Source organism: Cytobacillus citreus, from assembly GCF_018343665.1.
GTDB lineage: Bacteria > Bacillota > Bacilli > Bacillales > Cytobacillaceae > Cytobacillus > Cytobacillus citreus.
Genome location: NZ_JAGYPM010000004.1, coordinates 701532 through 723406 on the forward strand (window position 1 = coordinate 701532; position 21875 = coordinate 723406).

The window sequence follows — 21875 nt, forward strand, 5'->3', positions numbered from 1 at the left end:
ATAATTATGGTTAGTATAGAGCCGTAGGGATAGTTAACTACAAATCACGCGGAGGTGAGTGGGCTGCTCTGGTTGTGGAGTGACCGCATAAATATATGTGTAGATTGCCTTTCCAAGCACAAATTGGTGGTTGTACTATTTATTTCAGACTTTTCTTCCTCTTATATTTATAAAAAAAGGAAAATGGGGTAACTTCCATTTTCCTTTTTAACCTAATCCAAGTTATGCACCTTTTCAGGCTTGGGGATATGTTTAAAGATTTCTCCACTGTCAAAGAAATCAACTAGACGGGCTAACCATTGATAATAATCGAGCCATTCCCGCGTTTCCTTCAGCATAACATTGATCTTTTGTTCCATTTCTTCATTCATCGTCCTATTTTCCATTATCACCTGCAGTTCAGCAGACATCTTTTTTTCAAACATTTTGTTTTTCTGAATGGCCTTTTGCCAAGTAGAGGTGAACAACGAAACGAAGGTTTGATAATAATCGTGTTCTACATTATATAAATCTTTGCGGGTTCCTTTTTCAAAAACTTTTTCCGCAATATTTAAATCTACCATTTCTCGGACGACTTGACTCATTCGGGTTTTGCTCATTCCGGTTTCCTGTGATAATTCATCCAGTGTCATTGGCCTTCGATTCATATAGATGATTCCAAGGACTCGGCCGACGGTTGTCGATACTCCGTATGTGTGCATGTTGTCTGCAATCTTTTCCACAAACTGTTCTTCAATCTGTTTAAGCTTCTCTAATGGTTGTTCATCCAAATGAATTCATCCTTCCGGTTACCCATGTATGTTGCCACTATATCACAAGTTACGAAAATTTCGAAAAGGAGAATCGAATAGTAACCGAGAGCAATTGGGAGTATTTTTAAGAAAAGGCTGTAATAAAATTTATACAATACATATTATACATAAATTTAATACAATTTGTACAATATATAAACTTTTTATTTTATAAACTTTACTTTATACTGAATTTAGGAAATATTTCCGAAAAATTAATTTTCATATTAAAAAATTGGAGGTGCACCACTTGCTCAAATTTGATCATGTTTCAAAAGTGTATAAAGGAGGAAAACGAGCGGTCCAAGATCTGACATTGGAAATTGAAAAAGGTGAATTCATTTGTTTTATCGGGCCGAGCGGCTGCGGAAAAACGACGACCATGAAAATGATTAACCGCTTAATCGAACCCACAGAGGGAAGCATTTATATTAATGGTAAAAACATTTTGGAGGGCGACTCGGTTCAGCTTAGAAGGGAAATCGGGTATGTTATTCAGCAGATTGGCTTGTTTCCTCATATGACCATTCAAGAAAATATCTCTCTGGTTTTGAAATTGCTAAAATTCTCCGAAGAAAAGCGTCGTACCCGGGCACGAGAATTACTAGCACTTGTTGACATGACACCCGATTATTTAGAAAAGTATCCGCATGAATTGAGCGGAGGCCAGCAGCAGCGGATTGGTGTCTTACGGGCATTGGCAGCCGATCAGCCGCTTATTTTAATGGATGAGCCGTTTGGTGCATTAGATCCCATTACCAGGGACTCCCTGCAGGAAGAATTCAAAAAGCTGCAAAGGAAGCTGGAAAAAACGATTGTGTTTGTTACCCATGATATGGATGAGGCGCTGAAATTGGCTGACCGGATTGTGATAATGCGCGACGGGCAAATCGTTCAATGTGACACACCGGATGAAATTTTACGCAATCCCGCTAATGAATTCGTGGAGGAGTTTATTGGCAGAGACCGTCTCGTGCAAGCAAGGCCGAATATTCAAACGGTCGAGCAAATTATGAATCCAAGTCCGATCACCATTACGGGAGAACGAACCTTATCAGAAGCGATTCAATTAATGAAGCATCATCGGGTTGACTCCCTCCTTGTGGTGGATGAGAAGAAGGTCTTACAAGGGTTTATTGATGTGGAAATTATTGACCAAAAACGGAAAAAGGCAAGCCTGGTTCGAGATGTAGTCGAAACAGATATTTTTACCGTCGAGAAACACACACTTGTTCGTGATACAGTACGCAAAATCTTAAAAGTAGGGATGAAATATGTTCCGGTTGTCGATGACAAACATCGGCTAGTCGGGATTGTGACCAGAGCTAGTTTAGTAGATATTGTCTATGATTCGATTTGGGGCGAGGATGAAATGACAAAAATAGGATAGGAGGGAGATGATATGGATACGATCTTACCATTTTTCAGTACATATGGAAGTGAAATGCTCTATAAGACATGGGAGCATTTATATATTTCGTTGATTGCTGCAGCTTTAGGGATTCTAATCGCAGTTCCTCTTGGAGTGGCGTTAACGCGTTTTCCAAAAGCGGCCGGTTTTGTCATGGGGGTGTTAGGAGTGATTCAAACATTTCCAAGTTTTGCAATCCTCGCATTCTTTATTCCCCTTTTAGGTGTCGGAAAAATACCAGCTATTATTGCTTTATTTTTCTATTCAGTCCTACCTATCTTGAGGAACACTTATACAGGTGTAAGTGGTGTTCAAAAAAGTTTGCTGGAAGCAGGACGCGGGATGGGTATGACTGGATGGGAACGGATATGCTACGTTGAAGTGCCGCTTGCGATACCGGTGATGATGGCAGGTATTCGCTTATCGACTGTCTATTTAATTGGCTGGGCTACCTTAGCTTCTTTTATCGGTGGCGGCGGTCTCGGGGATTACATTTTTAGCGGTCTTAACCTGTATCAGCCAGAATTTATTATTGCCGGTGCGGTTCCCGTGACGTTGTTAGCATTATTGACGGATCTTCTCTTAGGCAAAGTCGAAGGGTGGGTAACCCCTAAAGGAATGAAAAAGATGCGGGAAGCTGCTTAGGAAGGGGGCATATTTATGTTAAAAAGAAATCATTTGCTCATTGTCATCACGATGGCGCTAGCTGTTTTCATGAGCGGCTGCTCTCTTCCCGGTTTGAGCGGAGCCGCTAACAACACTGTTAAGGTGGGAACACTGGGTACTTCAGAATCACAAATTATGGGGAATATCGTACGGTTGATGATTGAACACTACACAGATGTCCAAGTGGAAATGGTGAATAATTTAGGGTCTTCCATCGTTCTGCATCAGGCTATGTTAAATGGGGATGTCGATATTTCGGCCACACGTTATACAGGAACGGATCTTGCAGGTGCACTGGGGATGGAACCGGTCAAAGACCCTGGGGAAGCGCTCAACATTGTCCAGCATGAATTCCAAAAGCGATTTGACCAAACCTGGTTTGACTCGTATGGGTTTGCCAATTCCTATGCGTTTACGGTGACGAGGACGCTTGCGGAAAAAGAAAACCTGAAAACTGTTTCCGATTTAGAACCGCTTGCTTCCAATTTGAAACTTGGTGTGGATAATGCCTGGCTAAAACGTAAAGGGGACGGTTATGAAGGATTTGTCAAAGAATACGGTTTTACATTCGGCAAAACCTTTCCGATGCAGATTGGTTTAGTCTATCAAGCGGTAGCGAATGGGAAAATGGATGTCGTCCTGGCTTATACCACCGATGGGCGGATCAAGGCATTTGATTTAAAAGTATTAGAGGATGACAAGAATTTCTTCCCTCCTTATGATACCTCACTCGTCGCACGAAATGATGTTTTAAAGGCTCATCCGGAACTAAAAGACATTCTTCAAAAGCTTTCCGGAAAAATCAATACGGAAAAAATGCAGGAATTGAATTATGAGGCAGACGGGAAGATGAAGGAACCATCCATTATTGCGAAGGAATTTTTGGAAGAGTATCATTATTTTGAAAATGAAAAATAGGAGGTGACTTCATGGAGACCATCAATGATATTCTAAACTACTATTCACAAAATGCTGGTTATGTTTGGGTACAATTCTATCGGCATTTCCTCATGGCCGCTTACGGCGTATTATTCGCTGCGATTGTCGCTATCCCAGTAGGTATCTTGATTGCGAGGTACAATAAGTTAAGCACTTGGGTGATTTCGTTGGCGAATATCATCCAAACCATTCCGGCTTTGGCGATGCTCGCTGTACTCATGCTTGTCATGGGACTCGGGACCAATACGGTCGTATTTTCCTTATTCCTCTATTCCTTATTACCCATTATTAAAAATACCTATACAGGAATACGCAATGTCGACCATGCTTTATTGGAATCAGGAAAAGCCATGGGTATGACTAGGTTTCAGGTTCTGTGTATGGTCGAACTGCCGATGGCCATGTCCGTGATCATGGCTGGGCTTAGGACGGCATTAGTCATTTCCATCGGGATTGCAACCATCGGAACCTTCATTGGTGCGGGAGGACTAGGCGACATTATTCTGCGTGGTACCAATGTGACGAACGGAACACCGATTATTCTGGCAGGTGCCATCCCAACCGCTTTAATGGCCGTGATTGCCGATATTGTGATGGGGTGGCTGGAGAGAAAGCTGTCACCGATTAAAAAAAGAAAAGGCAGTCTTCAGAATCAAGTAGACGAACAGGCCGCGTAGGTTATTGCTTATTAAGAAATCCATCCTGATGTTGATTTGGGATGGATTTTTTAAAGAAAAAGGGAGGAATTTTTTACAATGGAGATAGGACAAATTTCAGTCGAGAAACATGTGCCTTGTCAAATGCGGGACGGTATTACACTGTATGCAGACATATACCACCCGAAAAAGGAGGGGAAGTTTCCGGTGCTGCTGACACGTCTTCCTTATAATAAAGATTTGCCGTTCTATTCGCATCGCTATCTTGATACCAATCGGCTTGTACAAAATGGCTATATCGTGATTGTTCAAGATGTCAGGGGCAGATTTCATTCGGAAGGCGATTTTTATCCATTTTTATATGAAGCAGAAGATGGCTATGATACAGTCGAATGGGCCGCTGCTTTGCCTTATTCCAACGGAAAAGTGGGCATGTTCGGTTTGTCCTATTATGGATATACGCAATTGTTGGCTGCCACGGAGCAGCCGCCGCATTTGGAGGCCATTGTTCCGGCAATGACGTTAAATGATTGGCGGAATAATTCAGTCGATAACGGCGGTAAGTTTCTGGTTGCCTCTTCAGAAACATGGGCGCTGGAGTCGATTGCCCCTGATCAGCTGAAAAGGAAATATGGGGATTCAGAACAATACGCTGTGAAAATGGAAAAGATGGCTGATTACTATAATCAGATTGAAGAGTGGTACACCTATAAGCCAGTACACGAGTGGCCACCGCTGAAAGAGCTTGGTGTGGCCCGCTATTTCTATGATTTGCTGAATGGCAGTGTTACGGAGGATATGGCGGAGCGGATGAGTATTTTGGGCAAATACAAACAGCTAAACCTTCCCGCCTATCACATTGCCGGCTGGTACGATAATCTTTTACAGTCGACATTAAAAAACTATATGGAAATGCAGAAAAATGGGCAGGCGGTGCAAAAATTAATCGTCGGACCTTGGGGGCATGGGGTATTTAGCTCTGTGATTGGCGAAAGGAATTTCGGCCTCCATGCTTCCGGCGACTCGATTGATGGGAAAGATGATTTGACCGGGCTTCATATTCGCTGGTTTGATCAGTGGTTAAAGGGTGAAGAAACGGTGGGTGCGGATGAAGCACCGATCCAATTGTTTGTCATGGGAATCAATGAATGGAGGGATGAACAGGAATGGCCGTTAGAGAGAGCTTCCTATATTCCCTATTATTTACATAGTAAGGGGAAGGCGAATACTCGTTTTGGCGATGGAGGCTTGAGTTTGGAGAAACCGATGAAGGAAGAAGCGGAGGATACCTTCGTTTATGATCCGGAAAATCCTGTCCCAACCAATGGCGGGGGAACCTTGTATGCAGGAGTTCATACTATGGGACCGAAGGATCAACGTCAGTTGGAGGAAAGAGAGGATGTGTTAGTTTATACAAGTGAACCTTTGGGAAACGCTCTTGAAGTGACGGGTCCTGTGAAAGTGAAGCTATGGGCAAAAACGAGTGCGGAGGATACGGATTTTGCCGCGAAGTTAATCGATGTTCACCCTGATGGCACAGCTTTTAATCTAACAGACGGCATTGTACGAGCAACCTATCGGAACGGAGAGAACCGGGGAGAACGGATTAAAGATGAAATCTTGGACTATGAGATTGAGTTATGGCCGACAAGTAATGTGTTTCTCCCAGGCCACTGTATACGAGTTGAGATTTCATCCAGTAATTTTCCGCGGTATGACACCAATTTAAATACAGGTGAGACCATGGTATCAAGCGAGAAGTTTAAAACAGCAGAGCAAACCATCTATCATCAAGAGATCTATCCATCACATATTTTATTGCCGGTCATTCAGTGTTGACCAGGTGACTGACCATGGGGAGGGTTCTTATAGGGGACAATCGGAAGTTTTGCGCGCAAAAAGGCACAACTAGTGGATTTTTAGCTAGCTGTGCCTTTGTTCTATCTTATGAGCAAGGTCTAAACGCAAAATTTTTGATTGCCTGAGAAGAATGAAGTCGCGGTTCCCTCTGATTCTTTGTTTCCTGTACTATTTTCAACTTGACGAAATGTTTTTTATTAAGAATAATATAGTTAGTTTTGGTAAACTTTCCCCCTCCCCACTAAAGGGGCTTTTTTCAAAAGGTATTCAGTTTGATCCAATCAAGGTGAGGCTCCTGATAAAGCGGTTTTTAAGTGTGACTTTTTACAAGCTGGACATAAAGTTACATCCTTATTAATGAGTATTGAAAGAACTTAAATAGTACTTAACCCTTCAAATTTGGACTTATACACGGGACTTTTGGTTAGTTTCCTACAAAGGACGAGTTTGGTTTTCTTATTACGATTAGCTAGAAGACCATAGTAACGAATTTTTTACAAATTCCTTCGGGAGAATATGCATTAAAAATCTTCGTATAAACTCAACGCCCTTCATAGTAACTGTATCCTTCTGGTTATTGTTTTTATAATCCTTCACTTGAATCGTAACGGTTTCTTTTCCCACAGAAACAATTCTATTATTTGCAATGGCGCTACGGTGTGTGTAACGCCCAAGGTATTCCATGACTGCTAAAGGACCTGAAAAAGTTCTTTTGGTGTAGCTGTACCAATTTAAGCTATAGCATTCGTCTATAAAATTCTGAAAGACTCTTGGATCTATTGCTTCATTAAAAAATTCAAGTCGATTTTGTTCAAACTATTGCTTCAAATAGTAGAGATATTTTCCGCGAAACTTTTTGGATAACACCTTTACAGGTATGAAGAATTTTTGGCTCGTGTTACACCACTGATTGGTATGAGTAAGACCGCCCGGCTAAAACCACAGTATGAATGTGTGTGGATGGTAAATACAAATAAGATTGATTTTTTGCCAGATTCTCATACGGATTTTGTGTTTGTTAATTTCACTTATCATTACGGGGTGGGTTTTAGCGGGCATACTAGTACTGATATTAGCATTATTACTCGCCCGTATGATTGTTAGTATAGAAAAAATCAAGGATCCCTTTGGAAAAACTCTAATTGTTGGTGGGGCAGCCATTTTTTCAGTCCAATTTATTTTCAATATTTCGACGACAATCGGTTTATTGCCAATGACGGCAATGCCGCTGCCATTTATTAGCTATGGATTAATGCCAACAATACTAAATTCGCTTATTTTCGGAATTTTTCTTAGTGTGTATCGTCGGAAAGACATTGTCAGATACGAGGCATCAGTCTAAATGAATCCAAATAACAGAGAAGCATTTCATAAAGAAAGAGGATAGGGAGAGCGATTGCTTCATCTATCCTCTTTTGCTAATTACTATAATTGATTTGGAAGCTTTATACGATATTGAGCTATTCTAGTGGAATATTCACAGTCGCAGATCCCTTTAAATAATTTTCGTAGCTATTGAAATAAATCCGAATTGGATTTGTTTTATTACTTATGTCAAATGTATAGGTTGATTCTGACATCCCATCTCTATTGCTATGACTAAAACCATTAGAATCAACAGCCTCGCCATGTGCATCGACCGCTTGGAAAAACATTTGATAGAAATGATCTTCTTCTTTCGTCTTATAGTTAGCACGAATTGTATTAAAACTATCAATGTTAATATTTACATTAACATTATCGGGAATATAGAGAACTTTTTTCTTTAGAAAATCAACTTCGATATAATCCTTTCCTTTTGGCAATGCCTGAATATCATTGATTTGCAACGTCAAGCTTTTTGGTTCTCTAAAATAATTGCTTTGAAAGAATAGTGATGCTTCTGCGTCTCGCATTCTTCCAAAACCTGAAAATCCGTTTGTAATCGTACCCCATACTTCGCCTTTCTCATCCAATAAACGCATGCTTTTCATTTGTAAAATTTGCATAGTGTTTGTAGGATCGATGGCGATATCAAGCTTTGCACGAAGCGGAGAAATCCTCAGTGATTTTACCGTAAATTTTTGCTCGTCGATTTCTATCGTTTGATCCAATTTGTAATATTTACTTTTTGCGATTTTCTTTTGCAAAGTAAAAGGAATATTGAACGTTGTCTCATGCTTGTCTTTAAAGGTAATGGATAATTCGAAATTTGGATTTGTGTAGTCGATATTTTTATTAGAGGTTACCTCTATGATCTCTTCTATATGATTTGTTGGCTCCTTATCAGGCCAACTATATGTTAATCCACCAGCTTCTAGTAGATCTTTATTATTTTGTCTAATCTCAACGCCTTTCGTGTCGAGGTCATGAATCTCGAATGGGGCATCAAGCTCATAGTTAATAATCATTCCCGATTCATCCGCAATAATGCCGAGCAATGTAAATGTTAAATTATTTTTTGTTTCCGTTATATTAAGCTCTTCATAATAATCATTTTTTAAAATATCCTCCATTCCTTTATCATAAGCAATCATCTCAACGAGTGGAGCAAAGCCAGGTATTTTCGCAACTGCCTGAGCAAAAGCAGGGGATACGCGGATTGTTGTAATAAAGATTAGGATAAGAGCGGCTGTAATTGTAAAAGCTTCTATCCACCTTTTGCGATTTCGTCTTTCACTTTGTCCTTTCTTTAAACCGGTTGTCCTCGCATAAGAGAGTGCTTCTTTCGGAACCGGAATCGAATCAAGCTCGTCTTTTAAAGTGGTATATTCTTTTTCATTCATTTAAAATTCCCTCCTCTCGCTAAAATAATGGCGCAGCTTCCGAAGTGCTGTGTGCAGCCTAGATTTAACGGTTCCTTCAGGAATATTTTGTGCGCTCGCAATCTCAATATTTTTCAAATCCTGAAAATATTTTAAATAAATTAATTGCTGCTGTTCATGAGGCAATTGCGAAATCGCTTCAACAATTTCTAGCTTGGGAGAATCATAGTACTGTCCTTCGACCTCCAACGTTTCCCGCAGCTCAATACGACTTTTTCTCTTATGCATATCGTGGCACACATTGAGTAATATTCGAACAAGCCATGTTCCGACATAACGCGGCTCTTTAAGTGTATGAATTTTTTTATAGCATCTGTAAGTCGTTTCTTGAATGGCTTCAATCGCATCGTGCTCATTTTTTAAATAAGCAAACGCGGTTCGATACATTGCATCCTCATATGCTTCTAGCACTTGTAAAAGAGCGTACTCATTCCTTTTCATTGCTTTTTTTACAATATCTATTTCAACCACAGCATTGCCTCCTTCCCCCTGCTACTTATTAGACTTTGCAGCAGGTGAAATCGTTCATTATCTTTTCTTTAGTCACCAAAGCCAGAAAACAAAAGCAATTTTACAATGAATTGCGAAAATTGATCTGAGATCAGTTCTCCAATAATCATCGGCATATTTTGAAAAAGGATGACATAATGAAATTTGGAAAACTATTATTGTAATAGTTTTTAAAAAACAAAGAAATTGCTAGGAAACTAGAAGAATCGCACTATTTAACTGAATATTAAATTAATTATGAATAATTTTAATAAAGATAATAGTATTGTAGTATATAAAAAAACACCTTATAATATTTTTCATATAAAGACAAATGTATTTATGGAACGGAATAAGTTATCGGTTTTAACTATAGGGAGGAACATCTATGAAAAGCTTACTGAAAAAGTGGAACCAAATAAGCCTAGTAAAACAAATAATCGTAGGTTTGATTATTGGTATTGTCCTGGCATTAACGATTCCAGATGCAGCAAAGCCTATTGTCATTTTTGGCTCTTTTTTTGTAGGTGCATTGAAAGCAATTGCACCAGTGCTGGTACTCTTTTTGGTTATGTCGGCCATCGCTCAGCACAAGAGAGGTCAACAAACGAATATGAAATCCGTTATCATACTTTATCTTTTAGGAACTTTTTTAGCTGGATTGATTGCAGTAATTGCTAGCTTTATTTTCCCTGTAAGCTTAACGCTTGTAAAGGGTGCAGAGGGTGTGACACCTCCTAGCGGTGTTGTAGAGGTTCTTAAAACATTGCTGATGAATATTGTTGATAACCCAGTGAAGGCTATTTTTAATGCGAACTATATCGGTATTTTATCTTGGGCAATACTCCTTGGCTTGGCTTTAAGAAATGCCGCTGATTCGACAAAAACGATGATTTCTAATTTTTCTGATGCTGTTTCCAAAATGGTTACATGGGTAATTAAGCTAGCTCCATTAGGAATTATGGGTCTAGTATTTGAGTCTATTACGACGAGTGGATTGGATGCTCTACTAAGCTACGGAAAATTACTTGCTGTATTAATTGGTTGTATGGTTTTTGTGGCGTTGGTTATTAATCCAATCATTGTATTTATGTATATTAGACAAAATCCATACCCGCTTGTGTTTAAGTGCATAAAGGAAAGCGGTATTACAGCATTCTTTACACGCAGCTCAGCTGCAAACATTCCTGTAAATATGAGATTATGTGAGAATCTTGGTTTAAATAAGGATAGTTATTCAGTATCTATTCCATTAGGTGCAACCATCAACATGGGTGGTGCAGCGGTTACGATTTCTGTTTTGACTCTTGCAGCGGTTCATACTCTTGGCATTCAAGTCGATCTTCCTACAGCTATCATTCTTAGCGTATTGTCAGCTGTATGTGCTTGTGGTGCTTCTGGGGTTGCTGGCGGATCCTTATTACTGATTCCTCTAGCGTGCAGCTTATTTGGAATCCCAGCTGATGTTGCTATGCAAGTAGTTGGAGTAGGCTTTATCATCGGAGTTTTACAAGACTCTTTTGAAACAGGACTTAACTCATCAACAGACGTGCTTTTCACAGCAGCAGCTGAATATAAAGAGTGGCGTAAAGAAGGAAAAACAATCGATATTAAGAAAATTGCATAAAGAATTTGTGATTGAACTGTATCCTAATTAGGATGCAGTTTTTTTATGAAAACAATTTTAAACAAAATGAGTTGCTGATGGAGATATCTTTAGATAGACACTAATTTTTCCGCTAAAAGAGCAATAGTTAAGTAAAGGGATGTGTAATGAGTAGCTAATCTTTTTTACCTGTCAATTAATTCATAATTCTTAATTAAATTATGTTAATATTAAAAATATATAGAGATCTATCATGGACGATATTTGAATTTATTGACACTTTTTCCCTTTATTTTCGTCCAATTAGAAAGATGTCATTTTTTAAAGTAAAGGGGGAATAGAAAGTGAAAAGGTTTTTACCTGGTATAGTATTTTTATTAGCCGCCGGAATCCTCGCTGGCTGCACCAATCAAACAAATGCAGACCCGGCGAAAGAAATAACTGAATTAAAAAAGCAAATCGTGCAGCTTTCATCTGAAAATGATGCATTAAAAAATACGGTGGAGGAACAAAAGAAAACCCTTGAGGAAACGACGAACAATGATAACTCTGTTATTCTCGCAAAAGAGATTGAAAAATATCCGCAATCCCTATATAAGAAAACAACTCTTGATATCGATCAAGATGGAGAGGATGAAATAATTGAACTACATGTGAACGCAGATAAAGGAGAAAATGGTGTGTTTGCCTGGGACGATGGACAGATCTGGATGTTGGTAGTAAAAGATGGTGAGAAAACCTATCCCCTTTTTGATGAGTATGTTCAATTGGGGTCAATCGATTTTAGTACGACAACCTTCGATGAAAAACCCGGAATTGTGATGCTAAAGATGATGCATTCTGACAAATCCATTTACAAATATTCATACGATCAAAATGCAAAGGGATTTGTTAAAGAAACTTTGTATAAAAAAGAAAATATAAATGATCATTATAATCCGCCTGCTTCCTATGCTTTTTTCAAGGATGCTTACGAATTAATGGAACAGGCTTTTACAGAGAAAGCTGTGAAAGCTTTGGAAGCTAGTGAGAACGATTTGCAGGACATTCAGGATCGTGCTGCGATCTTTGACCCAATCCTTTCTAACCTTTGGAACGCCCAGAGATTGTTTGAAACTACTAGAGAATTGAATCCGCAGCTTAGTGTTTCTTTAGGCAGCACAATTGAATGGCTAAACCAAATGATTAAAAATACGCCAACAGAAGGGCAAATGAATCAGTTAAGGAATATTAATGATGTGTTTAAAGAAAATGATAGTGACGATTTGATTATAGATGAAGAGAATCAAATTCACCCGGATCTTAAGAAGAAGCTTCAAAGAATGGATCTCATTCTTAATGGAGAAAAGTAATTTTTTTTGGCTAAGGTGCCTGTCCCCAAATGCGTAAACATATAGGGGGACAGGTGCCTTTTTTTAATGGAAGTTTGAGAAAATTAGAGTATAATATACTCTGGTTTAAGCAGGAGTCACTGCAAAAAAAGTGGCTTTAATAAAGATCTCTGAGAAATATGCCAAGAAATTCTTAACTACAGGTGATGAAATGATACATACCTACTTAGGTGAGACAATTCGTTTTGAAATCAAATACAAAAATCGGACATCCATGGGCATTTATTTCGATTTCTATGGAAATATTGAAGTCCAGGCTCCGAAAGGGACAACCGATGAATGTGTTGTTCAATTAATAGAAGAAAAATGGGATATGATTCAGCAAAAAACAAAAGAAATGAAGGATAGAATGCTTGGCCCTAAGGAGAGAGTCTATGAACATGACGAGAGCTTTCTTTATTTAGGAAATGCCTATCCTATACAGATCAATCATGATCGTAATATAGCGCAGGACTATGTTGTGTTTGAAGGGGATAAGTTGCACATCTATGTGAAGCAGCCTGAGGATGAAAAAATCAAACAAGCTTTAAAGCGATTCTACTATAAGCAATGCAAGGCAATAGTTGCGAAAAGTATCTCCTCTTATCAGAACAACTTTAAAGTAAAACCGCGTTCTATCCGTATTTCTGATAGTAAAACGACGTGGGGAACCTGTGACTCAAAACTGCAGTTAACCTTCAATTGGAAGCTCGCAATGGCACCACAAAAAGTTATCGACTACGTTGTGGTTCATGAAATGTGCCATATGGTGCATCTGAATCACGATCGATCCTTCTGGCGCCTCGTTGGAAAAATCATGCCCGATTATAAGGAGCAGGAAAGATGGCTGGCATTATCAAGCTGGAAAATGACGGTTTAGCAGAATGTGTTCCTGAATGCGCTGGGGGTTAGGCACCTTTTTAAAGAGCGAACGGTGACTATTCACAGTTCGCTCTTTTGTTTATTACCTTTTCATCTTTGCTGTGTTAAAGCTCAGTGTTGAAAATACTATTTTGTTGTTGATTGGAGCGGAAGGCGCGAGCTCCTCGAAAATGCTAACGCATTTCCTTCGTGCGATGTTTATTCGAGGAAGATTATTCAACGTCCTGCGGGAGAATCGAGTCAAAGGAAGACCCCGCAGGAGCGATAGCGACGAGGAGGCTTCCGGACCGCCCGCGATCGCTAAGTGCCTGCAGAGGAAATCAACAGGGAAGTTTAACATTGCCTTTATCTTAAATTATAAAAATCAATTGTATTTTTCCTAACAATAGAATAAACGTTTGTGATCGGTATACGCTTTAAATTAGAAATTTCCTCAAGTGATTTATGCATCATATATGGGTGGGTTTGACTACCTGTAAAAGGACCTTCGAATGGCCAAGGGCCGTCTGTTTCAACCATGATTTGCTCGAGTGGATACTTTTTGACAAGCTCCTTAATTTCATTTTCATAGAGTACATCAGGAGTGATGGATATAAAGTAACCATTCTGAATCATCCGGTCAATCGTATGCTTATCTCCCTTAAACCAATGGAAATGTGCTTTTGCAATAGAGTGCTTTTCAAGAAGGTCACAAACAACTTTCGCGTCTTCGTATACAGCGTGAAGTACAAGCGGTTTTTGCCATATTTTCGACTTGACGGTCATTTCTTCTAACAATTCAAGATAAGGGGCTCGTTCCAGATCCTGTTCTTGACGCAAATAAAAAGGGAGTCCCACTTCGCCTACTGCAATCATTTCGTCTTGATGATTGTCCATCCAATTGATAAGCTCGACAAACTCTTTTTCATGTGGAAGCTGCTGCTCTGGGTGATAGCCATAAGCAGGATATACCTGTTGATAGCATGAAGCAATTTCCTGCGTAGCTTTACATGATTTCAAGTCAAAAGAGACGGCAATGAGTGCTTCTATTGATGGATCACCTTCAATAATGCTGCTTAAATCTTGTTTTTCGTATTGATCAAGATGAATATGGGCATCAATGATTTTTTTCATGATGATTGCTCCATGAATGATTTTAGTTCGTAATAGATTTTACGTTTCCATTGTAAAAAGTCGTCCTCTAATAAGAGCTCTTCTTTACGCGGTCTCGTAAAAGGAATGACAAATTCAGCTGCAATTGTTGCAGGCTTATTGGAGAGAATCACAATCCGATCGGATAAAAACAAAGCTTCTTCAAGATTATGGGTGACAAATAAAACAGTTCGACGATTGTTTTCCCAGATGGACAATAGCCATTTTTGCATGTCCAGTCTTGTGAGTTCATCTAACGCTGAAAACGGCTCATCAAGTAAGATGATGGGCTGCGGGCTAAGTAAAGCGCGAATAAAGGATACCCGCTGTTTCATGCCGCCAGAGAGCTCATGAGGATAAGAATGGGCATATTCAGCTAACCCGGCTTTTTCAATCATTTCTAATGCTTTACTTGTATCCTTTGTTCCTTTTAACTCTTGACCAAGAAGAACGTTTTGTAAAACGGTTCTCCACGGAAGCAAGCTAGGGGACTGCGGCATATAGCTGACTGCACCTGTTTGACTGTTGATTTTTTTGCCTTGCAGTATAATCGTACCTTCATCAGGAGCAAGAATGCCGCCAATGAGTGAAAAGAGCGTACTTTTTCCACTGCCTGAAGGACCAAGAATGGAAACAAACTCACCTTCATTCACTTGTAAATTTAGATGCTTAATGACATCTACATCTGCAAATTTTTTCGAAATATCTTGTATCGATAAGACACTCATTTTAGTCTACTCCTTTTGACTGCCAGCGGATAAGAAGTCGTTCAATCAAAACGATTGCCGCAAAGAATATTAGGCTTAACGCCATGATTGCAAAGATGGCAACAAACACACGATCTGTTCGGAATGAGGACGAAGCTAAAGTCATATACACACCAATGCCTGATTTTGCCCCAAGCCATTCGGAAATCACGGCACCCATAATGCTGTACGTGGCAGAGATTTTTAGTCCTGAAAAAATGGAGGGAAGAGCATGCGGAAGTTCCAGCTTCCAAAACAATTGGCTCTTCGTAGCACCAGCCATTTTCATGTAATGCCTTAAGTCAGGAGATGTTTGCTTAAATCCATCAAGTGCTGCAATCGTTACTGGAAAAAAACAAACAAGTGTAATAACAATCATTTTTGGCAATATCCCAAAACCGAACCAGATAACTAATAATGGGGCTAGAACGATGACGGGAATATTTTGTGAAAGTATCAGAAACGGATAAATAGCTTCTCGGACAAACGGCAGGAGATAGAGCAGAACAGCGACGAAAAGCCCGAACCCAACTCCGAGTGCAAACCCCGTAATCCCCAATTTTATCGTTGAAAGCAAATGTTCTGAAAAGCTTGGAAAGCCTGTAATTGCTTCGGTCATAATGGTTGAAGGAGCGGGAAGCAGCCATTCTGGAATATCGGCTATTTTAACGGCAAGCTCCCAAATAAAAAAGAAGAGAAGGAGAACGATAACTGATCTCCATCCCTTAAATCGATTCTTCTTCATTAGCGATACTTCTCCGTTAACTGATTCATGGCTATGCCTGATGGCTGATATAATACTTTCACTTGAGAAATCACGTTTTTACTGCCGATTTCGATCATTCGTTCATTCATTTTTTTAATAATGTCAAATAGCTCTGAAAGCTCACCTTCCATTGTTGTTTCTAATGGATGAACTTCATAGGTAACTCCTGATTCTTCAATGATTTTAATCGCTTCATCTACATAAGGAATGACGTCTTCTCCATTTTTTGTTTTAGGAATTATTTGTATACTAACTAGTGCATTGTTCATTCTGCTAGTCTCCTTACTGTGGTAAATAGTCGTTTGTATAGGCTTTTTTGGCATCAAGTTCTTTTTCCAATAATTTATTTTCATACATCCAGTTTGCATAGTTTTCCCAAACTTCTAGTTTTTGTTCACCCCATCGTGGAGCATCATCTTGATAACGTGTTGCTAACCACTCTTGACTTTTCTTAACAAGCTCTTTATCAAGATCAGGAGCCGCTTTCAATAAACTATCTGCTGCTTCAGATGGATGGTCGATCGCAAACTCGTAGCCTTTAGAAACAGCCTTTAAAAATTTCTTCACTTGTTCCGGATTAGATTGAAGCTTCTTTTCATTTGTTGCAAGTACTGGTGTATAGTAATCTAGCTTTTCACTATAATCGGTTAAATAGACCATATTGATCTTTTCGCCGCGAAGTTCTGCTTCAATGCCTGTCCAGCCATAATAAATCCAAGCAAAATCAATATCTCGTTTTACCGCTGTAAAAAAGTCAGTATCCCCCATATTCACAAAGGAAACATCTTCTACATTGGCATTTTCCTGTTGCATCAATGAAGTAATAACGGATTTTTCAATTGGAGCTCCCCAACCTCCATATGTTTTTCCAGCAAAATCCTTTGGTGAAGTAATATTTTTCTCCACTGGAGAGGCAAATCCTGACGTATTATGCTGGATAACTGCTGCGATTGAAACTAAAGGTACCCCTTGAACACGAGCTTGTGTAATATTTTCCTGATAGCTTACACCAAAATCGGCTTTTCCTGAAGCAACTAGCTGATCGGCTCCTGCTTCACCAGGCATAATAATCTCAACGTCCAAGCCTTCTTCTTTAAAGTATCCTTTATCCTGTGCAACATATAAACCGGTATGATTTGTATTTGGTGTCCAATCAAGAACAACCGTTACCTTCTCATTTTGTTCTTGCTTTTCCTTAACATGATCTGCGGATTCCTTTCCTCCAGCACATCCTGCGAGAAGCAAGGTTGTAATCATAGTTGCAATTAACCTTTTCATGACATTTTCCTCCAAAGTGAATTGTATTCATGGTAACTCCAGAAAAAATAAAAAACACCCGGATGAGAACCCGCGCGTCCATGAACAAACATATCTATTCTTCATTCGAATATGTTTCCTCCGCTGGTCTTAACCAGATCAGGTTCAAAGGGTCAGGACCTCACAGATCCAATCTCAACCGGTAACACCGGTTCCCCTACAATTCTAATGCTATTTATTTTTTCAGATACTCTATTATAACAAAAATAAGAAAGCGTACTAGCATAAATATGAAATCTTTTTGCTAGTGTTAAGAAGTTTATCTTGAGAAGGAGATTTTTTATCACATTAATGAGCATGTCCCTCAAGATTATACAGTTGAAAGTACTATAGTACCTTTCCTTGCTAGTGGATTTAATACTCGGTATAGTTTATTTGAATACTGAAAATCTAGTGGAGAAGTGATTAGTAAGCGGGAATAATAAATTTTAAAAAATCAGTATGAAAGGAGGAAAGCCAAGATGTATGAACTTAAGACAAAAGAAACTGATAGTAGCGTCATTGAATTTATCGAAAAAGTCGATAACGTCAAAAAGAGGAAAGATGCATATGATTTGTTGGATATCTTTACGGAAGTGACAGGTTTTCAGCCTAAGATGTGGGGGCCTAGCATTATTGGGTTCGGTTCATACCATTATGTATACGAATCTGGGCACGCAGGAGATGCACCACTTGTTGGCTTTTCACCTCGCAAAGCAAAAATCAGTCTATATCTTACAATGGAAGAAAAAGAACGAGAAACATTACTAGAGAGTTTTGGCAAGCATACATCAGGAAAAGCTTGTATTTATATTAATAAACTAGATGACGTAGATTTAGAAATATTAAAGAAGTTAATTGAAAAAACGGTTAACTACTTTGCGAAAAAATATCCCAAAAATTGATTTTTAAATGAATCAAGTGTTATTTTTTAAGATATAAGGGTGGAAAAGCATCCTAACGATCTAGTGAAAGGAGAAGAAATATGAGTATTGGGGCATTTTCTGTTAGTTTAACGGTAAAGGATATTCAAGCTTCAAAAACATTTTATGAGAAACTTGGCTTTAACGTTTTTGGTGGAAATATCGATCAAAACTGGTTAATCATGAAAAATGAAGACAGTATAATTGGCCTTTTTCAAGGTATGTTTGAAAAGAATATTTTAACTTTTAATCCTGGGTGGGACAGTAATGCTGAAGAAGTAAATCCTTTTAAGGATGTTAGGGTATTACAGGAGGAACTTAGAGAAAAAGGAATTAACTTTATTAACGAAGCAAATGTGGCAACTGAAGGCCCAGGCAGCTTTATGATTGAGGATCCAGATGGCAATCTAATCCTTGTCGATCAACACAGGTAGAAATAAAAGTAGTACAAATCTATTGAATATACTAGGAGGTTAATCATGGGAAGAGTCGTTCATTTTGAAATTCACGTAAATAACATGGAACAGGCAAAAACATTTTATGGAGAGGTATTTGGCTGGACGTTTCAAGACTGGAGCGAATATGCTCGAATGCCTTACTTCGGGGTTGTAACAGGAGATGAAAATGAACTAGGAATCAATGGTGCTTTAATGCAACGTCAAAGTGCTTCACCTGAAGCAAATCAAGCTTTAAATGCCTATGTTTGCACAATCGGCGTAGAAGATTATGATGCATCAGAAGCTAAAATCATTCAGAATGGCGGAAAAGTCGCAATGCCAAAATATGCTTTACCTGGAATGGCATGGCAGGGATATTATTTAGATACAGAGGGAAATATCTTCGGGTTACATCAGCCTGATGTTAATGCTAAATAAGGAAATAAAAAAATTGAATCACTGAGAATATATCTGGCTAAGGTGCCTGACCCCAAAATGTTTTAATTCGCTGGGGGTCAGGCACTTTATTTAAGTATGTTCAATAAAATTTTCTGCAAAATGATATATTTTCTCCGAAGGTACTGCCAGATTTAGATTTTGTCCTTTATTAAAACCTGCAGTAATAAGGCCTACTAGCCTCCCATTCATATCCAGCAGGGCACCACCTGAGCTTCCGTTGGAAATCGGAGCAGTGAATTGGATCATCGGTATATTATCAATATCTCTGAAACCGGAAACAATACCATCGGAAACGGAATTAAATAACCCTAAAGGACTTCCGATGGCAACAATCTTCTGCCCTCGAACTAATTGACCATCTGTTTTTACCGAGAGAGGTGCGCAGTTTTTATTCACTTTAATAATAGCCAGGTCATATAGCTGATGATATTTAATAAAATTATCAGTAATATATTCTTCTGTTTCATTTTCGTAGAGCACTGAATAATAATGCCCACCCGCAACCACGTGTAGATTCGTTACAATATACCCCTGACTATGGATGACAACACCAGAGCCGCCGCATACAATATTATCTTCATTATCATACACTGTAATCATGACAACAGAGTTTGACAGACCAGCCAACTGCTCATAACTGAGTTCTTCCGTTTTTGCAAGAGCTTTGTTCTGTTTTACAGTAATGGATACCTTAGGTCGGGAAATCGGCTCCAGTGTTGTGGGTTTGGATGTATGTCCTAAATTCGGTGCAGGTGAAAAATCCGGTATTTTTACATTATCCGAATACAGGTTGCTGCACTTATATAATGTTGAGTATGTATCGATTTCATGATCCAAATGGACAATATCCTCTTTTGGGTTCAAATAGCATATGTCACAGCCAAGTCTAGATAAGAAATACAAAAATAATAATTCATGCTGTTTAATATCCCCGATAAAAACGACTTTAGGAGTAGTTTCGGTATTAAAAAGTCTTGGCAAATAGATTTCGATCCAGCACAAAAATTTAATAACAAAATTTTTAAGTAAAGTTGCACTGGAATGAGGATTGATTTTTTTATACATGGATAGTATCTGCAGAAAGGTGAGTTTTTTCGTCCATTCAAGGATTTCGTTGTCTAACCCCGTGCACAGATTTGTTTGATTAAGTGATTTAGGATCAGTGATGGAATTATTAACGATCGTTTCCCAATTCTCCCAAACGTTTGATAGCCTATTAATCTCATCTACATTTGATATTCTCTCAAGACCATTCAACCGTAAATAAGCAGACGCATTTGAAGAAAAATATTGGTCCATTTTTAGAATATTTTCAGTGTAAAGTTTGATGGTATCAGGAATACCAATATATCTGACAAAAAGGACTTCTTTCGTAACAGAATGATGATCATTTTTATTTATAAGCATAAAATCTTCGAGAGGATTTTGTGTTTCTTTAAGTTTGACCTTTAAGGCCTTCGTTCTTACTATCATATCCATTCTCCCGTTTACAATTATTTAGTATAATGTCATTATAAGTAAAATTAATATCAGTGCATAGTTTGAATTTTTTATAGGAATATATTTTCATAGTAAATTAAGCATGTAATTGAGGAAAATAGAGAATTCAATTTTATTAAAAATACTCATAAAGCACTTTCAATGCGAATAGTGCCTGATCGAGGCGAAAGGGATGTCTGTAAAAATGAGTAAAACGAGTGAAAGAAGTAGATTTGAAAACAGATTCACAGAAAATGTTATTGAGGTGGCAGCTGTTACTGGGGCATTAGGAATTGGCGCGGGAAGAGCAGGAGGAGACATTATGTGGAATGCGTCAATTAATTTGATTGCGTGGAAAAATATGCATAGCAATGAACCTGTTATTAAAGAAGAATTGCGGCTTGAATGGTTGGTTGATGATAAAGAATGGGAACAATCAAGAGACATTTTGAGAATGAATACAGTTGTTAAATTACAGGTGCGAAGAGCAGAAAAATCATTAATGCTTGTTAAGGTTCTGGAAACAACATATAGAGATGAAGAATTGGAAATGATATTGCAGGAATCAATGAAGCCGGTTTTTTACAATGATGAGGTGCTGGGCACTTTTGAACTGGATAAGAGTATTAAAGTTTTTGAAAAGAACATTTCTTGGGCTAGAGAAGAAGGCAGTTTGTATTTTGATTGGGATGAAGATGAAAATATGATGAAGTCAGCATTGGAAACTACATATATACTTTTCAAGGATCAGGATGAATGGAACCAGAAAATCAGAAAGTATGCTTCAGAAGAACTGGTTGAGTTAGCAAATGAATGGCTGCAGGATAATGATGAGGCAGAGATCGATGAGATTACGAAAGAAATGTTCATGAATTTCATGGAATTAAGCAGCATCAGTGTCTATCCAGATGGTGATTTTGAGATGTTCTTTTTTGATGGAGATATGTTTTGGGGACATTCTATCATTGTAAATGGAAATATTAATGGGGACTTTACTTCGGTTGAAATCGCAGGATAAAAGGATAATAAAAAAGGAATGAATGGACGATAGAAGATATTAATAGATTGATAGAAAATTGAAAAGGTAACTTAGCGGGAAATATAAAGTGACCTACTGGCAATCAACAAGTGCTGGGCTTTATGCACAAAATGGTTTATGAACTG

22 protein-coding genes, 1 pseudogene and 1 riboswitch are annotated in these 21875 nt (G+C 38.5%); of the genes and pseudogenes, 13 read left to right on the top strand and 10 right to left on the bottom strand.

Going from position 1 to position 21875, the window contains the following annotated elements; translation table 11 throughout:
* Positions 1-212: 212 nt before the first annotated feature.
* Positions 213-770, bottom strand: a complete 558-nt coding sequence (locus KHA94_RS19865) for a GbsR/MarR family transcriptional regulator (RefSeq protein WP_213103821.1) — start codon at positions 768-770, stop codon at positions 213-215.
* 271 nt (positions 771-1041) lie between these two features.
* Between KHA94_RS19865 and KHA94_RS19870 the strand changes: the two genes are divergently transcribed.
* The 5 genes from KHA94_RS19870 to KHA94_RS19890 all read left to right on the top strand — a co-directional run bounded on the left by KHA94_RS19870 (position 1042) and on the right by KHA94_RS19890 (position 6302).
* The gene (locus KHA94_RS19870) at positions 1042-2181 is read left to right on the top strand and encodes a betaine/proline/choline family ABC transporter ATP-binding protein (RefSeq protein ID WP_213103822.1); all 1140 of its coding nucleotides are present in this window, start codon (positions 1042-1044) and stop codon (positions 2179-2181) included.
* A 12-nt stretch (positions 2182-2193) separates the two neighbouring features.
* Positions 2194-2847, top strand: a complete 654-nt coding sequence (locus KHA94_RS19875; RefSeq protein ID WP_213103823.1) for an ABC transporter permease — start codon at positions 2194-2196, stop codon at positions 2845-2847.
* A 15-nt stretch (positions 2848-2862) separates the two neighbouring features.
* A complete protein-coding gene (locus KHA94_RS19880) occupies positions 2863-3786 on the top strand; it encodes an osmoprotectant ABC transporter substrate-binding protein (RefSeq protein ID WP_213103824.1) in 924 nt (307 codons plus the stop codon).
* An 11-nt stretch (positions 3787-3797) separates the two neighbouring features.
* Positions 3798-4484, top strand: coding sequence for an ABC transporter permease (locus tag KHA94_RS19885; RefSeq protein ID WP_213103825.1), 687 nt, complete (start codon positions 3798-3800; stop codon positions 4482-4484).
* A 123-nt stretch (positions 4485-4607) separates the two neighbouring features.
* Positions 4608-6302, top strand: a complete 1695-nt coding sequence (locus KHA94_RS19890; RefSeq protein ID WP_249365656.1) for a CocE/NonD family hydrolase — start codon at positions 4608-4610, stop codon at positions 6300-6302.
* A 302-nt stretch (positions 6303-6604) separates the two neighbouring features.
* On the opposite strand, the pseudogene KHA94_RS26725 reads toward KHA94_RS19890, so the two are convergent.
* Positions 6605-7278 (bottom strand): annotated as a pseudogene (locus KHA94_RS26725) (IS91 family transposase); the annotation flags it as partial.
* Positions 7279-7338: 60 nt separating this feature from the next.
* Between KHA94_RS26725 and KHA94_RS19905 the strand changes: the two are divergent.
* Entirely contained in the window at positions 7339-7665 is a 327-nt protein-coding gene (locus KHA94_RS19905) for an FtsW/RodA/SpoVE family cell cycle protein (RefSeq protein ID WP_213103827.1), read from the top strand.
* A gap of 118 nt (positions 7666-7783) precedes the next feature.
* Here KHA94_RS19905 and KHA94_RS19910 read toward each other — a convergent pair whose 3' ends face one another.
* Positions 7784-9088: a DUF4179 domain-containing protein gene (locus KHA94_RS19910; RefSeq protein WP_213103828.1), complete on the bottom strand. Its 1305-nt coding sequence runs from the start codon at positions 9086-9088 to the stop codon at positions 7784-7786.
* The gene (locus KHA94_RS19915) at positions 9089-9598 is read right to left on the bottom strand and encodes a sigma-70 family RNA polymerase sigma factor (RefSeq protein ID WP_338030830.1); all 510 of its coding nucleotides are present in this window, start codon (positions 9596-9598) and stop codon (positions 9089-9091) included. It abuts the gene before it with no gap.
* 406 nt (positions 9599-10004) lie between these two features.
* Between KHA94_RS19915 and sstT the strand changes: the two genes are divergently transcribed.
* The 3 genes from sstT (at position 10005) to KHA94_RS19930 (ending at position 13472) form a co-directional block, all read left to right on the top strand.
* Entirely contained in the window at positions 10005-11243 is a 1239-nt protein-coding gene (gene sstT, locus KHA94_RS19920; RefSeq protein ID WP_213103829.1) for a serine/threonine transporter SstT, read from the top strand.
* Positions 11244-11566: 323 nt separating this feature from the next.
* Positions 11567-12574: a hypothetical protein gene (locus KHA94_RS19925; RefSeq protein ID WP_213103830.1), complete on the top strand. Its 1008-nt coding sequence runs from the start codon at positions 11567-11569 to the stop codon at positions 12572-12574.
* A 190-nt stretch (positions 12575-12764) separates the two neighbouring features.
* On the top strand, positions 12765-13472 hold the full coding sequence (locus tag KHA94_RS19930) for a M48 family metallopeptidase (RefSeq protein ID WP_213103959.1): 708 nt from the start codon (positions 12765-12767) through the stop codon (positions 13470-13472).
* A 347-nt stretch (positions 13473-13819) separates the two neighbouring features.
* Here the strand turns inward: KHA94_RS19930 and KHA94_RS19935 are convergent, their stop codons facing one another.
* Genes KHA94_RS19935 through KHA94_RS19955 form a run of 5 tightly spaced genes read right to left on the bottom strand, consistent with a single transcriptional unit; the run spans position 13820 to position 17395 of the window.
* Positions 13820-14587 carry a TatD family hydrolase gene (locus KHA94_RS19935; protein WP_213103831.1) on the bottom strand — a complete coding sequence of 256 codons (768 nt, stop codon included), beginning with the start codon at positions 14585-14587 and terminating at the stop codon, positions 13820-13822.
* A complete protein-coding gene (locus KHA94_RS19940; protein ID WP_213103832.1) occupies positions 14584-15333 on the bottom strand; it encodes an ABC transporter ATP-binding protein in 750 nt (249 codons plus the stop codon). The genes KHA94_RS19935 and KHA94_RS19940 overlap by 4 nt, the downstream gene beginning before the upstream one ends.
* 1 nt (position 15334) lies before the next feature.
* The gene (locus KHA94_RS19945) at positions 15335-16096 is read right to left on the bottom strand and encodes an ABC transporter permease (protein WP_213103833.1); all 762 of its coding nucleotides are present in this window, start codon (positions 16094-16096) and stop codon (positions 15335-15337) included.
* The gene (locus KHA94_RS19950; protein WP_213103834.1) at positions 16096-16386 is read right to left on the bottom strand and encodes a thiamine-binding protein; all 291 of its coding nucleotides are present in this window, start codon (positions 16384-16386) and stop codon (positions 16096-16098) included. Before KHA94_RS19950 ends, KHA94_RS19945 begins: the two co-directional genes overlap by 1 nt.
* A 13-nt stretch (positions 16387-16399) precedes the next feature.
* Complete coding sequence (locus tag KHA94_RS19955) at positions 16400-17395, bottom strand: ABC transporter substrate-binding protein (protein ID WP_213103835.1); 996 nt, start codon at positions 17393-17395, stop codon at positions 16400-16402.
* A gap of 98 nt (positions 17396-17493) precedes the next feature.
* Positions 17494-17603, bottom strand: a riboswitch (TPP riboswitch).
* 292 nt (positions 17604-17895) lie between these two features.
* On the opposite strand from KHA94_RS19955, the gene KHA94_RS19960 reads away from it, so the two are divergent.
* From KHA94_RS19960 to KHA94_RS19970, 3 genes are all read left to right on the top strand, one after another.
* Positions 17896-18318, top strand: a complete 423-nt coding sequence (locus tag KHA94_RS19960) for a DUF1801 domain-containing protein (protein ID WP_213103836.1) — start codon at positions 17896-17898, stop codon at positions 18316-18318.
* Positions 18319-18398: 80 nt separating this feature from the next.
* Positions 18399-18770, top strand: coding sequence for a VOC family protein (locus KHA94_RS19965; protein ID WP_213103837.1), 372 nt, complete (start codon positions 18399-18401; stop codon positions 18768-18770).
* Positions 18771-18815: 45 nt separating this feature from the next.
* Positions 18816-19211, top strand: coding sequence for a VOC family protein (locus KHA94_RS19970; RefSeq protein WP_213103838.1), 396 nt, complete (start codon positions 18816-18818; stop codon positions 19209-19211).
* A 90-nt stretch (positions 19212-19301) separates the two neighbouring features.
* Here the strand turns inward: KHA94_RS19970 and KHA94_RS19975 are convergent, their stop codons facing one another.
* Complete coding sequence (locus KHA94_RS19975) at positions 19302-20705, bottom strand: trypsin-like peptidase domain-containing protein (protein ID WP_213103839.1); 1404 nt, start codon at positions 20703-20705, stop codon at positions 19302-19304.
* A gap of 211 nt (positions 20706-20916) precedes the next feature.
* Here KHA94_RS19975 and KHA94_RS19980 point away from each other — a divergent pair, with 211 nt between their 5' ends.
* Positions 20917-21729 (top strand): DUF2262 domain-containing protein, encoded by an 813-nt coding sequence (locus tag KHA94_RS19980; RefSeq protein ID WP_213103840.1) that lies wholly within the window; start codon positions 20917-20919, stop codon positions 21727-21729.
* Positions 21730-21875: the final 146 nt, after the last annotated feature.

Bases quoted from the DNA above. Each gene is read 5' to 3' on its own strand.
- KHA94_RS19935 (WP_213103831.1), bottom strand. From the start codon at position 14,587: ATGAAAAAAATCATTGATGCCCATATTCATCTTGATCAATACGAAAAA.
- KHA94_RS19975 (WP_213103839.1), bottom strand. From the start codon at position 20,705: ATGATAGTAAGAACGAAGGCCTTAAAGGTCAAACTTAAAGAAACACAA.
- KHA94_RS19910 (WP_213103828.1), bottom strand. From the start codon at position 9,088: ATGAATGAAAAAGAATATACCACTTTAAAAGACGAGCTTGATTCGATT.
- KHA94_RS19980 (WP_213103840.1), top strand. From the start codon at position 20,917: ATGAGTAAAACGAGTGAAAGAAGTAGATTTGAAAACAGATTCACAGAA.
- KHA94_RS19960 (WP_213103836.1), top strand. From the start codon at position 17,896: ATGTATGAACTTAAGACAAAAGAAACTGATAGTAGCGTCATTGAATTT.
- KHA94_RS19940 (WP_213103832.1), bottom strand. From the start codon at position 15,333: ATGAGTGTCTTATCGATACAAGATATTTCGAAAAAATTTGCAGATGTA.
- KHA94_RS19965 (WP_213103837.1), top strand. From the start codon at position 18,399: ATGAGTATTGGGGCATTTTCTGTTAGTTTAACGGTAAAGGATATTCAA.
- KHA94_RS19875 (WP_213103823.1), top strand. From the start codon at position 2,194: ATGGATACGATCTTACCATTTTTCAGTACATATGGAAGTGAAATGCTC.
- KHA94_RS19880 (WP_213103824.1), top strand. From the start codon at position 2,863: ATGTTAAAAAGAAATCATTTGCTCATTGTCATCACGATGGCGCTAGCT.
- KHA94_RS19950 (WP_213103834.1), bottom strand. From the start codon at position 16,386: ATGAACAATGCACTAGTTAGTATACAAATAATTCCTAAAACAAAAAAT.
- KHA94_RS19930 (WP_213103959.1), top strand. From the start codon at position 12,765: ATGATACATACCTACTTAGGTGAGACAATTCGTTTTGAAATCAAATAC.
- KHA94_RS19885 (WP_213103825.1), top strand. From the start codon at position 3,798: ATGGAGACCATCAATGATATTCTAAACTACTATTCACAAAATGCTGGT.
- KHA94_RS19890 (WP_249365656.1), top strand. From the start codon at position 4,608: ATGCGGGACGGTATTACACTGTATGCAGACATATACCACCCGAAAAAG.
- KHA94_RS19945 (WP_213103833.1), bottom strand. From the start codon at position 16,096: ATGAAGAAGAATCGATTTAAGGGATGGAGATCAGTTATCGTTCTCCTT.
- KHA94_RS19955 (WP_213103835.1), bottom strand. From the start codon at position 17,395: ATGAAAAGGTTAATTGCAACTATGATTACAACCTTGCTTCTCGCAGGA.
- sstT (WP_213103829.1), top strand. From the start codon at position 10,005: ATGAAAAGCTTACTGAAAAAGTGGAACCAAATAAGCCTAGTAAAACAA.
- KHA94_RS19970 (WP_213103838.1), top strand. From the start codon at position 18,816: ATGGGAAGAGTCGTTCATTTTGAAATTCACGTAAATAACATGGAACAG.